14 protein-coding genes are annotated in these 12,077 nt (G+C 69.5%); 2 read left to right on the forward strand and 12 right to left on the reverse strand.

The features are described 5' to 3' along the window. From PKH97_RS06510 to PKH97_RS06550, 9 genes are all read right to left on the reverse strand, one after another. Window positions 1-539 (reverse strand): hypothetical protein (locus tag PKH97_RS06510; protein ID WP_324386595.1); only part of this gene is annotated, 539 nt, incomplete at its 3' end. Window positions 540-945: 406 nt separating this feature from the next. Continuing rightward, window positions 946-1,131: a hypothetical protein gene (locus PKH97_RS06515; protein WP_324386596.1), complete on the reverse strand. Its 186-nt coding sequence runs from the start codon at window positions 1,129-1,131 to the stop codon at window positions 946-948. Window positions 1,132-1,195: 64 nt separating this feature from the next. Next, window positions 1,196-1,519, reverse strand: coding sequence for a hypothetical protein (locus PKH97_RS06520; RefSeq protein WP_324386597.1), 324 nt, complete (start codon window positions 1,517-1,519; stop codon window positions 1,196-1,198). Then, window positions 1,516-2,025, reverse strand: a complete 510-nt coding sequence (locus PKH97_RS06525; RefSeq protein ID WP_324386598.1) for a DUF202 domain-containing protein — start codon at window positions 2,023-2,025, stop codon at window positions 1,516-1,518. The genes PKH97_RS06520 and PKH97_RS06525 overlap by 4 nt, the downstream gene beginning before the upstream one ends. Then, window positions 2,025-2,567, reverse strand: a complete 543-nt coding sequence (locus PKH97_RS06530) for a DUF3806 domain-containing protein (RefSeq protein ID WP_324386599.1) — start codon at window positions 2,565-2,567, stop codon at window positions 2,025-2,027. The genes PKH97_RS06525 and PKH97_RS06530 overlap by 1 nt, the downstream gene beginning before the upstream one ends. A gap of 42 nt (window positions 2,568-2,609) precedes the next feature. Then, the gene (locus PKH97_RS06535) at window positions 2,610-2,933 is read right to left on the reverse strand and encodes a rhodanese-like domain-containing protein (RefSeq protein WP_324386600.1); all 324 of its coding nucleotides are present in this window, start codon (window positions 2,931-2,933) and stop codon (window positions 2,610-2,612) included. 30 nt (window positions 2,934-2,963) lie between these two features. Next, window positions 2,964-4,556 (reverse strand): peptidase S10, encoded by a 1,593-nt coding sequence (locus tag PKH97_RS06540; protein ID WP_324386601.1) that lies wholly within the window; start codon window positions 4,554-4,556, stop codon window positions 2,964-2,966. Window positions 4,557-4,705: 149 nt separating this feature from the next. Beyond that, on the reverse strand, window positions 4,706-5,566 hold the full coding sequence (locus PKH97_RS06545) for a DNA-formamidopyrimidine glycosylase family protein (protein ID WP_324386602.1): 861 nt from the start codon (window positions 5,564-5,566) through the stop codon (window positions 4,706-4,708). Window positions 5,567-5,575: 9 nt separating this feature from the next. Next, on the reverse strand, window positions 5,576-6,664 hold the full coding sequence (locus PKH97_RS06550; protein WP_324386603.1) for a phosphatase domain-containing protein: 1,089 nt from the start codon (window positions 6,662-6,664) through the stop codon (window positions 5,576-5,578). 38 nt (window positions 6,665-6,702) lie between these two features. Here PKH97_RS06550 and PKH97_RS06555 point away from each other — a divergent pair, with 38 nt between their 5' ends. Both PKH97_RS06555 and PKH97_RS06560 read left to right on the forward strand, forming a co-directional pair. Beyond that, entirely contained in the window at window positions 6,703-7,347 is a 645-nt protein-coding gene (locus PKH97_RS06555) for an N-acetyltransferase (RefSeq protein ID WP_324386604.1), read from the forward strand. Window positions 7,348-7,352: 5 nt separating this feature from the next. Continuing rightward, entirely contained in the window at window positions 7,353-8,501 is a 1,149-nt protein-coding gene (locus PKH97_RS06560) for a hypothetical protein (protein ID WP_324386605.1), read from the forward strand. Between the two features lie 8 nt (window positions 8,502-8,509). Here the strand turns inward: PKH97_RS06560 and PKH97_RS06565 are convergent, their stop codons facing one another. The 3 genes from PKH97_RS06565 to PKH97_RS06575 form a co-directional block, all read right to left on the reverse strand. Further along, window positions 8,510-9,223: a gamma-glutamyl-gamma-aminobutyrate hydrolase family protein gene (locus tag PKH97_RS06565; protein WP_324386606.1), complete on the reverse strand. Its 714-nt coding sequence runs from the start codon at window positions 9,221-9,223 to the stop codon at window positions 8,510-8,512. Window positions 9,224-9,253: 30 nt separating this feature from the next. Further along, window positions 9,254-10,222: a hypothetical protein gene (locus PKH97_RS06570; RefSeq protein WP_324386607.1), complete on the reverse strand. Its 969-nt coding sequence runs from the start codon at window positions 10,220-10,222 to the stop codon at window positions 9,254-9,256. Beyond that, on the reverse strand, window positions 10,206-12,077 hold a 1,872-nt coding region (locus PKH97_RS06575; protein WP_324386608.1), incomplete at its 5' end, for a hypothetical protein. The genes PKH97_RS06575 and PKH97_RS06570, both read right to left, overlap by 17 nt.

A 12,077-nucleotide genomic window follows, 5' to 3' on the forward strand; every position in this document is an offset into this window, starting at 1 on the left:
TGCCGTTGATGATTCGGTTGCTCGATGAGGCCGTCTCGCGCGCAGATCGTTACCGCATTTACCTCCACCTCGACATCGGCGGAGCGTGGCTCAACGCTCGCGGCGCGATCCCACGACACCCCGCCGATCGGTATGCCTGCATCAGCGCGCACGCTGTCATCCTCGAACGCGACGGCAAACCCGTCAACGTCGGACGCACCCAACGCGGGATTCCGGCTCGGACCCGCCGCCTGGTCGAAGACCGCGACCGGGGCCGTGCCTACCCCGGTTGCCCGGCGACCCGGTTTGTCGAGATCCATCACCTCCACCATTGGGAAGACGGCGGCGGCACCGACTACGACAACCTGATCTGCCTCTGCCCCCACCACCACACCGGCCACCACCAGGGTGCCTTCACGATCACGCCCGCCAAGCCGACTTTTAGCGCGGGCGCGATCGCCGCCGACGACCGGCATCACGGCGGCAGCGCGCGTCACGGCGACGGTGTGTTGTGCCCCTTCGTTTTCCACGACGATCGGGGCCGACCGATCCAGGTCCAACCCCCACCACCTCGTCCCGACTCAGCTCCCGACTCGGCGGCTGGCCGCGCTGCGGACGTCGAGCAGGCCGCGCCTACAAGCCACTGGGCGAGCCGAACGGCAGGCGCGAGTTATCGCGGCCCGCTCGGCGAACACCTCGACCTGAACTGGGTCCGCTTCTATCGCGATTCCGAGCGCCATCGCTTCGCGGCGCCTGACTGGGCAGCGACGCCGGGCCCTTTGGGGTGACGTACTACCGCGACTCCGACGAAGACCACTCCACTCTCACGCCGCGCATGTCGCGTGGTTGCGGACCCAGGGACTCGGACCGGTCGTTGACCAATGTGGCTGCCGAGCGCCTGATCGAGGCGACGGGAGATCGCCATGACGTGGACTTCCGACGCGGACTTCCGAAGGTCCTACCCGTTCACGCTTTGGCAGACTCCGAGGCCGAAGGGGCGTACGGACTGAGCCGGTCATGGACATTCCGGATCGCCGCAAGTTGCGCGCCGGTCGCCTCGGTGATCTCACGTAGCCATCCGATCAACGGGTCGTTGATCCCGTGTTGATCGGTGCCGCTTCCGTGGAACGCATCCAGCCCGGCCGCGACCAACAGGACCGATCCTCGACACCGGCGTCGACACCCTGCGGCGTCCACCAGATACGGCCGGCCGGCGTCAGATCCCCAGCGCAATCAGGATCAGCGCGGCCAATCCGACCAGGCAGACCAGCGCCGCCAATCCGAGGACCTCCTCGGCCGCGCTGCCGTGCCCGCCCAACACTTCGAGCCGGCGCCGACGGCGCAAGACCTGCAACCCGAAGGCCGCCACCACGCCCAGCCCCATCGGCACGACGGTGGCCAGACCGTGCGCGGGGATCCACCGCAGAAACAACCCAGTTACCGTCAACACCGCCAGCATGGTGCGACCCCACGACAGATCCGATCGCTCTCGAGCCAGCCCGCTGTCCCCATCCCAGGGACTCGCGGCGGCCCGGCTCATGAGGGTGCCAAGACGATCGAGACCGCGAGAGCGATAGCGGCGAGAGTGACGCCGATGGCGAGCACGAAGCCGATCGGATTCAGCGGCAACGGCCGGCCGAGGCGCATCGCCCGCTCCAAAGTCACCCAGCGATAGGAGGCGGCCGCCGAGATCGCCATGCCCAGGCAGACCAGTCCGAGGGCGAGCGCACGGCGCGCGACCAACGCGATCGCATCCCCGGCGAAGGCCTCGACCGCCACCCCGCCACCGAGGAGCGTCAACGCGGTGCGGATGTAGGCAAGGAACGTCCGCTCGTTGGCCAGGCTGTAGCGCGGATCGGGCTCGCGGCCAGGGCCGAGGATCCGCCGCTCCATTCGCCCGAGCCGCCCCACCGGCTCGGCGGTCAGCGCGGCCAGCGTCGCCGGGCTGGGTGCGGGGTTGGTGCCGTGGTCCTTGGGGGCGGCTTCATGAGCACCCTGGGCAGGCGCCTGACCCCCGTCCGAGATCCCACCAGCACCCCGGGACATCAGGAGGCGGTGCTCTCGCCCCGCACGCGGATCAGATGCCGCGCGACTCCGGGCAGCCACCCGGTCTCCCCACGCATCCACCGCGACGCCACGAGATTGCCCGGCACGACGACGAAGTCGCCCTCACGCTGATCCGCGATCGCCAGATCGGTCCCGAAGACATCGGTCACGATGCGCCACCGCAGGTCCGTATGCCGCGTCAGATGCTCCCCGAGCCCGATCGCGAACTGCTCGACGAGGGCATCGTGGTTCTCCCGCTTGCGCTTAGCGGTGTCGCGCCACGCGGCATAGGTCGCGTCATACGCCGCACCCATCGCGTCGAGGTCGGCGATGTCCACGCCGGCCGAACCGAGCGCGGCAAGTCCGGCCGCGATCCGTGCGCGTTCTTGCTCACCTAGGCCGCGGTCGCGGGGCCGCAACGGCCCCATTCCGTCACCGTCAACGAGGCTGTCATCGGTCTCGTGGAAGCGGCTCACACCCGCGTTTGCCTCACCCGCCGACGTGTCGCCGTCGCCATTGCCCGAGCGCCGAAAGAGCCCCATAAGCCCACCTTAGTGACGCAGCCGCCCCTTCGCCGGGGCCCGCTACTTCACGTATGCCGTGTCCCCGTCCCCCACAAGCGGCTTGCCCGCCGCGGCCCACGCCAGCGTCCCGCCGGCCACATTGACCGCGTCGAAGCCATTGCCTTCCAACCACGCGACAACGCGCGCCGATCGGCCGCCGGAACGACAGATCACGAACACGGGATCGGTGTCCGGGAGGTCGCCCAGTCGAGCCGGCAGCTCGGTCATCGGAATGTGCACGGCCCCGGGAGCACGACCGGCGGCCCACTCGTCGTTCTCGCGCACATCGAGGATCCGAGCATCATCGGGCAACTCCGCGACGGTCACTTCACGCATTTCGTCCATGGCGACATTCTCCTCGGTGGGTCTCATGGCTCAGGGCCGCACTGGCTCGGCTGATGCATCCGACGAGCGCCGAACGAAGTCGGCCAGATCGGCACTCTGCCTCACCCGCGACTCCTCGTGGACATACATCATGTGTCCGGCGGGGTAGTAGGCCCGCTCGATATTGCCGCGCAGCGCCTCCGGCAGGCGCAACTTGGCCAGCACCTCCTCGGCCGCTGCCGGCGGCGTGGCCCCGTCGTAGATCCCGAAGGCCACGTGGACGCGCAGGTGCGGGTTCGCGCGCATCGCCCGCTCCAGCAGGGGCGAGACGTCGATCGGCCGCCCCTCGAACTCCTGGTACGACCACGGGTGCACGCGGTCGGTGATGTGCTCATACCGCAGGTCGTTCTCGTAGCCGAGCTCGGCGCGCACATAGTGGTTGATGGCGCTGGCATACGCGCCGTCGATGGCGTCCATCGATGGGTCGGCGTCCATGCTCTCGGCGATCGCGCTCGCCGCCGGTCCGTTGAAGCGCGCATCCAGCCGCCCGACCGTCAGTCGCTGATCGCGCAGCAACTCCCCGAAATAGCGCCAGTGCTCGATCCGCAGATCGGCCCGGTCGACATAGTCCGGGCTGAGCCCGGTCAGGCGCGCCAGTGTCGCCACAGCAGCCGTTCGCTCATCGCCGGTCAGGCGCGAACCGCGCGCCAGCACATAGGGATAGTCGCGATCGGCGTATGCCTGCGCCTCATCGACAACCTCCTCCAACGTCCGTCCGGGGTGCTTGCCGTGCCGGTGCGCGGTCGCCGCATAGAAGGGCAGATAGAGCGCGTGCGCTCGGTCATTGCGCTGCTCCTCGAAGTCGATCGAGCTCAGGTCGAGCACACTAGAGATCAGCACCAGCCCGTTGAGATACATCCCGAACGTGCTCTGCAGGTGCTCGGCGAGCGCGGTGCCACGAAGCGTGCCATAGGACTCGCCGATGACGAACTTCGGTGCCAGCCAACGCTTCTCGCGCGATGTCCAGAGGCGAATGACCTCGCCGATCGACGCGATGTCGCCGGTATAGCCGTGGAAGGGTTTGGGCTTGCCACCTGATACCGCGCGCGAATAGCCCGTCGACACCGGGTCGATGAACACCAGATCGCAGTGCGCCAGCAAGGTCTCGGCATTGTCGATAAGCCTGTATGGCGGCGCCGCCGGCGCGTCGACATCCCCGGCGAGCACTCGGCGCGGGCCGAGGAGGCCGAGGTGCAGCCATACGCTCGAGCTCCCGGGGCCGCCGTTGAAGACGAAGGCCACCGGGCGCGTCGACGGATCGGTGTCCGCGTCGCCGTCGGCGACATAGGACGTCAGGAAGACCTCGGCAACGGGCTGATGACCGGCGAAGACACCGTCCTCGTACTTCTCCTCGCGCAGCACGACGCGTCCGGCGGTTGCCTTGTAGGACAACGACTTTCCGCCCACTGCGATCGTATGCCGTGTCGTCACCACATCGTCGACCGGCTCGGTGGCGGACGCAGTCGTCCGGGTCTCCATGACGGTTGACGTCCGCGTCGAGGTCACGGCCGGCGGTCCGTCCGGGCCAATCGACGCAGGGGGCAGCGGTGCGTCGTCGGGACTGGTCTGAGTGTCGTCAGGCATCTGGCTACCCTACGAGCGGCCGAGCCGAGATGCCGGGTGAATGGCCGAGATGACCGGGGCGAACTGGGGCGATTCATCGTGCCGGCCGCGCAGCCTGAACCAACCCACTCGCGACGGCATGAATTTGGACGTTCGACGGGGAAGGGAGGCTATTTGAGGAACTTGGAGGTGCGGCGGTCGGCGAGGGGTTTGCCGCCCGTCTGGCAGGTGGCGCAATACTGCAGCGAGGAGTCGGCGAAGGAGACCTCGCGGACCACGTCCCCGCACTCGGGGCAGGCCTCGCCGGTGCGGCCGTGTACGCGCATACCGGCGCGTTTGGCGTCCTTCAACTCGGCCGCCGGCTTGCCCGACGCCGTCGCCACGGCCGAGGCCAGCGTCTCGCGCATCGCCTCGTAGAGCCGCGCCACAGCATCGGCATCCAAGCTCGACGCCAGCGCGAAGGGCGACATGTTGGCCACGTGCAAGATCTCGTCGGAGTAGGCATTGCCGATCCCGGCGATGATGCCCTGGTCGCGCAGCACGCCCTTGATTTGCGCGCGGCGGCCACCGAGGATCGCGGCGAAGTGGTCCTGCGTGAAATCCGCTGCCATCGGGTCCGGGCCCAGGCTGACGATGCCCGGCACCTGGTCGGGGGCGCCGACGATATAGGCGGCCAGCCGCTTCTTGGTGCCGGCCTCGGTCAGGTCGAAGCCCGATCCGTCATCCAGCCGCACCCGCAACGCGATGGGGGACTTCCCTGGTCGAATCACCGTCTGCGGCAAGGCATCCGACCACCGCAGCCAGCCGGCGCGCGCCAGGTGGAAGATCAAATGCGTTCCGCCGCAGTCCATATCGATGAACTTCCCGAAGCGTGCGACGCCGTCCACCGGGGCGCCCACGAGGGCGTCCGGGGGCGGGTTGAAGGTCTTCAACACCGAGATTGATCCCAACTCGACACCAGTGATCGCCAGATCCCTTGTGCGCGAACGCAAGAACTCGGCCAGGGCTTCGACTTCGGGCAACTCAGGCATCGCGCGACCTCACTCTTCGACGACCACATCGCTGGGCACCGGCAACTTCCCGAGTGCCACCTGGAGCAGCCGCAACAAGCCGTAGCCGTCGCTCGCGCGGCAGATCGGCACCTGCGCCAGCCGTCGCCGGTTCGGCCCCAGCTCGTCATTGGCCAGCGGCGTGAAGTGCGAGAGCAGTTGCTCGGTCGCGGACAGGCGCCGGATCGCGATCGCGCGCACGCGCTCGGGCCGTTGCTCGGCGAACTCGCCATAGATCGCCGGGTCGTGCTGACCGTCGTCCCCGACAAGCACCCAGACGATATTGGGCAACTCGCGGGCCAGTCGATGCAGCGCCGCCCTCTTGTGGTCCTGGCCGCTGCGGAACCAGCCGGTGTTGGTCGGCCCCCAGTCGGTCATCAGCAGGGGCCCGAGCGGATAGCCGCGCGAGCGCAAAAAGCGCGTCAGCGTCGGCACCGTGTTCCACGCCCCGGTGGAGACATAGATGATCGGCGCGCCGGGATTCTCGGCGAGCAGGTCGCGATACATCGTCGCCATGCCGGGCACCGCCGACCGCGTGCCTTCGTGGCGCACAAAGGTGTTCCAGGCGGCAATCAGGGGCCGCGGCAGCATCGTCTTGATCACCGTGTCGTCGATATCGCTGACGATGCCGAAGGTCTCATCGGGGTCGATCACCAGGACCGGCGCGCTGGCGTCCCGGGCTCCGGCGGCGCCGATCGTCGCCTCGCGCCACCCGGGCGCCAGGCCGTGGTCGGCGATCGTGACATCGAGAATACCCGCGCGGTCGGTGCGCGTATGCACGGTGCGTTCGCCGATCGTTATGCGCACCGGGACCCCGATCGCCGGGGCGGTGAAGAAGGAACGCCAGCCCCGGCGGGCATACATCGCGTGGTGCAGTTCGAGATCGCTCGCGGTCGCGTCGGCCGACTCCGGGTCTCGGCGTCGCGACATCAGGGTGCGAGCGAGAATGCGCACGCTGCCGGTCGACCCATACCCGGTGTAGGTGATGATCTGGGTGCCGTAGCCGCGGTCGCTGAGGGCGGCCATCTTGAGGCGATTCCACCGATCCTCGATGAGGGCGGCGGCGTGCGGCGAAGCCATGGGTGAAGCCTAATGTCCGGTCGTGGCAGGCTGGGCCCGTGCCGCATCCTCTCGCGAGCGTCCTGCGCGCTGCCGCCGTGGGAGGTTGGCCGGCCGCCGACGGCGGCTGGACGACCTTGCCCGACTGGCGTCCTGGCGTCGGTGCGGTCGTGGTGTTCACCGGGCACGCCTACGTGTGCAGCGACCGGCAGCCTGCTCGGGAACGATTAGAGGCCTTGGGCTGCAACGGATTCGGTGGCGCGACACTGCCCGCGGTGGCCATGGAGTTGGCCGGCCCCCACGGTTGGATCGACTGCCTGGACGTTCTCCTGATCGCTCACGGCCGCGGCCTGCAGACCCCGGCGCTCCGGGCGCGACCGGATCTGGCGGACCATCCGCGCGCCGTGCACGCGCGGCTCACCCGCGGCGAGGTCACCACCTTCGGGTATGCCGATCCCCACCGCCGCGATGTCGCCACCGTCGGGCAGGGGCCGGGCGACCTACCGATGATCGGCGTCGAGGTCGACGAGCCCGGGCGCGGCTCGCGCATCTTCGCCGACGTGCTCGACCTGCTCCCCCCGGATCTGGTGCTCGCATCGGTCGCTCCGGGCAATGCGCGCTCCCTGCGTGCGGCCCTGCGTGCCGGGTTCGGGATAATCGGGTCCGTCCAGTTGTTCGTCCCGGCCGCCGAAAGTGATGGTTGACCGCGTTGCGCATCTCGACCATGGGCTGTCGCTGGGATGTCGACCTGAGCCGGGTGCGTCCGGAGGTCGCCGACCGGCTCAGGCACTTATGGGCCCATGCCGATGTCGAGACGGCCGACCGATCCGAGCCCGAGGACTTCCCTCGAGAACTGATCGCCAGCCACCTCGGCGATCCCGTGGGCGCCGAGGGCGGGCCGATCCTCGACGAGAATGTGGTCACCGCGCCCTACACCTTCTCGACCGCGATCACGCTGGCGTCGATCCGGGCCCAGTCGGGTCGATTGACGCTCCTGCACAGTGCGGCGCTGGCCGAGCCGGCGACCGGTGCGGGCGTGATCCTCGTGGCCGAGTCCGGTACCGGGAAGTCCACGGCGGCGCGCACGCTGGGCCGCGAGTTGGGCTACCTCAGTGACGAGACCGCTGTCATCCGCGACGACCTGACGTTGATCGGACACCCCAAACCGCTCTCCCTGATCCCCGCTCCGGGCCAGCCGAAGATCGAGAAGTCACCGGGCGAACTCGGGTTGCTTCCCGCACCGCCCGACCCCTGGCTCGCTGCGACAATCCTCTTGTGCCGCAAGCCGGGTCACGGTGTCCCGACGCTCGAATCGGTGCCGCTGCTCGAAGCCATGGCCGAGACCATCCCGCAGTCATCGGCGCTCCCCACCCAGGACCGCCCGCTGGCGAGCCTCGCCCGCGTCCTGACCGCGGGCGCCGGCGTCCACCGCCTGACGTATGCCGAGATCTCCGACGCCGCGCCACTGATCCATGCGCTGCTGGCGGGCATTCCACGCGGCAGCAACAACGGGGCCTACTGGCAGATTGTCGATCCCGCTGAGGGCCGCCGCACCGAGCCGTGGACGAGCACACCCGCGGCGGACGACGCGATAGTGACCGAGCACACCCGTATCACCCGTGCCCGGTATCTGGATGCCATCGACGACGGTGTCGACGTGTTGGTGCTCAACGGCCCGAACCCGATCCGACTGCTCGGTCTCGGCAGCACGATCTGGCGCGCGTGCACCGCTGAACTGACCGTGGCGGAGGCGACCGCCACGGTCGTCACCGAGCACGGCGAGCACCCTGACGCGCCCGAGCTCGTCGCGGAAGCGGTGCACTCGCTGCTCGCGAACGGCCTCCTCGAGACGCTCTAGCCCCGCGCTCAGTTGCGGCCGGTGCTCGCAGCGGCGACCAACGCCTCGAAGAGCCGCGGGTCGCTACCCATCTCCGGATGCCACTGCACGGCCACCCGGAAGGGAGCGTCGGGATCCTCCATCGCCTCCAAGGTGCCGTCGGCCGCCCAGGCGGCGGCGGCATACCCGGGATGATCGGCGACCGCCTGGTGGTGATAGCTCGGCACGTTGACCTCGGGGCCGAGCAGGGCGCGCAGACGGGTGCCGTCGACCGTGGCGACGCGGTGATCGGCATAGGTCCCCGGGGCGATCGAATGGCCGGTATGCCCGACCACGTCCGGCAGGTGCTGGATGAGTGAGCCACCCGCGGCGACGGCCATGACCTGCATTCCGCGGCAAATGCCCAAGACCGGCAACCCCGAGGCCGAGGTGGCTGTTGCGAGAGCGAGTTCAAGCGCATCGCGATCGGGGCGGGCGTCCTGGACGAGCGGGTGGGGCCTGGCGGCATACCGGCTCGGCTCGACGTCGGCGCCGCCGGCGATGATCAGGCCGTCGACGCGGGCGAGCACCGCCTCCGCGAGCGGCAGGTCGGCGTCGGCGCGCGGCGGGATGAGCAGGGCGATCCCGCCCGCGGACTGGACCTGATCGACATACGCCTGCGGGAGAACCGCGGAGCGCAGGCCGGGCCAGTCGCCGCGATCGACGGGCTCGACATAGGTGGTGATTCCGATGACGGGACGCACGGCGACGACTTTAGGCCAGCAGCCGAGCGGTCAGCGGCGAATGGCGCGCGCATACGGGCCGGGCGCCTCACTGCTGACGCCGAGGGACATCGCGACGGCCGCCCACGTCGGCGGGTAGGGCTCGTCGGGGTGAACACGCAGCCAGCCCTGCTCGGTGGCACCGAGCACCCGGCCGAAGCCGGCGAGTTGGGTGGCGAGGGCGCGCGCCTTGGGTGTGCGGATCGGGCGGCGGCGCTCGGCATAGGTGAACACCCACGCCAAGAACAACAGGAAACCCATGCCGGCTGCCAATGGCATCGCGAAGGTCCAGTAGCCCTCGAGGAACATGTTCGCCGTATAGACGCCGAGGATGAAGCCGAAGCCCAGGCACGCCGCCGACCACAGGCGCGGGCCGTAGCTCGCATAGTCGGGGCGGTGCCGAAACCACCCACGGCCCATCGCGTCGGCATAGAGCGTCGAGAGTGCCCAGTCACGGTTTTCCAGCGGCTTGGTCAGCTCGTCGTGCCCGAGCACGGTGATCAGGCGCCGCTGGAACTCGCTGATGCCGCTGCGGTCGGCACCCGCTTCGACGGTGACCCGGACCTTCGGGCGCTCGATCGCGATGACGCCGCGTGCCTCGAGGTCGAGCAGGGCGGCAGCGATCGCTCGCTCCGGTTGGCCGTCGAACCGCAACACCGCCATCTGCTCCGGAGTCAGGTCGGCCGGCAGGTCGAACTGGACGACGGCATTGCGCAGCCGGTCATCGACTCGGTTGGTGGGTCCGTCCAGGAGTGGCAGGAGGTTGGGCGGCGTGTCGGCGGCCTGGTCGTCGCGTCCGGCGACCCGGGCATGCAGGGCGACCGGGATCGCGATGGCAATCGCCGCGATGAGGATGCCGATCGAGAGGGCGAGGGCCATGGGCAGGAAGTCAACGACGTCGTCACTGTGCGCGACCTGCGACCAGGAGTCCGACGCGCGCATGACGCTCGCGAGCCGTCCGCCGTCAAGCATGCCGGCCATCGTCGATCTCCTCCAGCAGGGTCCGAGTGGCGATGGCGATGACCAGCGGGATCGCGACGGCCGCACCGACCGCGGGGATCGCCACGCCGGAGTCGTTGATGAAGAAGCCGATAACCATCACGATCAGCCATCCGATCAAACCCGGGCGCAGCGTCGGCACCCGCTCGAAGGAGCGGTGTAGGGCCCTCGAGCCCCAGGACGTCGGCCGCAGGAGCACATAGATCACGAAAACCAGGGCGAAGGGCACGAGGATCGACAACTCCGAGCTGATGAGGATCCCGAAGTTCTGCTCCGCCTTGCGGATGACGATGTTGAGGGCTTGGCCGCTGCCGATCTCGTCGAAGAAGCGTCCGAGATGGCTTTGGCTCTCCGGTGCGCGCCGGGAGTCGAGGAAGCCGACGAGAACAAAGAGCGCCGCGGTGATCCCCCCGATGAGCACGGCCCGTTTCCAGGTCATCGCGATGCCCAGCAGGGCCAAGGCGAAGTAGGCGACACCGGGCAGATAGGCCGGCGGGCCGCCCCCGTCGGCGCCCCAGGCCGGGTTGCCGTCCACGATCACGGTGACCAGAGCGATCGCGATCACCGCGGCAACCGCCGCGAGCCGCCCGCGAATGCGCAGCAGCCAGGCGGAGACCGCGATCGCCAGCATGAGCGAGGCGGTGACGAAGATCGAGAAGGTGACATTCCCCATACCGTAGAAGCGCCCACCGACAGTGGGCTGCAGCCCCATCAGCGAGGAAATCTGCAGCCGCGAGCCGGTGATCACGTCGGCGGCGAGCACGGCCACCGTGGCCAGGGCAACCACCCCCACCGGACCCATCAGGCGTCGCCCCCAGGGCGGGATCAGGGCCACCGCGGCGATCAGGGCGACGAAGAGACCGACCGCACCCACGATCGCCGGCAGGGTCGCGCTCGCCCGCCACCAGGGCAACAGATTGGCCAGGAAGGTCGCGGCCGGGACGGCGGCTGCGGCGACAGCGATGATCTGCACCGCCCGGATGAGGCGGGCCCGCGTGGCCAGGCTCGCGCCCTTGTGCTTCCAGACCCGCCAGACCAGCAGATAGAAGACGAGTTGGCTCAGCACCAGGCCCGCGAAGAAGGGCGGCACGAGCAGACGGACCTCGTGGGAGGCCTGGTCGATGTCGACCAGATGCGTGCGCCGCGCTGCGGCGCCTGCGTTGTCGGCGGGCCCGCTGCGCTCTTGCCGCAGGATCGCGCCCCCGAGCTCAGCGGGCACCGCCACATGCATCTGCGCCAGCAAGGTGACCGTCAGGTCGGCGCTCTGGATCAGATCGGGGATGCGGGTCGAGGGCGAGTAGAGGCCACCCGCGCCGAACTCCGGGCCACGCACGACAACGGGGCGCACGTGCGGGACCGAACCGCCGTCGGCGAGGCCGGCGACGATGACGGTGTCGGTCGGCCGAAGCGCGCCGACAACCCGGGCGATGCGGTCATCGATGGCGGCGACCTGGTCGGCCGGGGCCCGAGCCTTCTCGGGGTCCGCGCCGACCTCGGTGGCCGTCCCCGCGTCGATCACGGTCAGGCGGGTGTCGCCGATCTGGGTGGCGAGAGCGTCGGACGTGACCGAAGACCAGTCGACCGGGGTATAGGCGGTGGCCGTCCCGTCGGCGGTGGCCAGCGCGATCGCCGCGCCCGGGCCGATGGCCAAGGTCGTGACCCGACCGGCCAGCCGGGTGCCCAGCAGGCTCGGTTGCGCCCCGAATCGCAGGCTGTCCGCTGTCGTGACGTATGCCGCCCACCCCGGCACGCGGGCTGCGGCGGAACCGTCGTGGGGGTCCACCACGTCCGGATCGGGGATGGGCGGGCAGGTCGCGGTCGAGGCGCGCGTGGCCTT

This window comes from Nostocoides sp. (genome assembly GCF_035343835.1).
Classification (GTDB): domain Bacteria; phylum Actinomycetota; class Actinomycetes; order Actinomycetales; family Dermatophilaceae; genus Nostocoides_A; species Nostocoides_A vanveenii.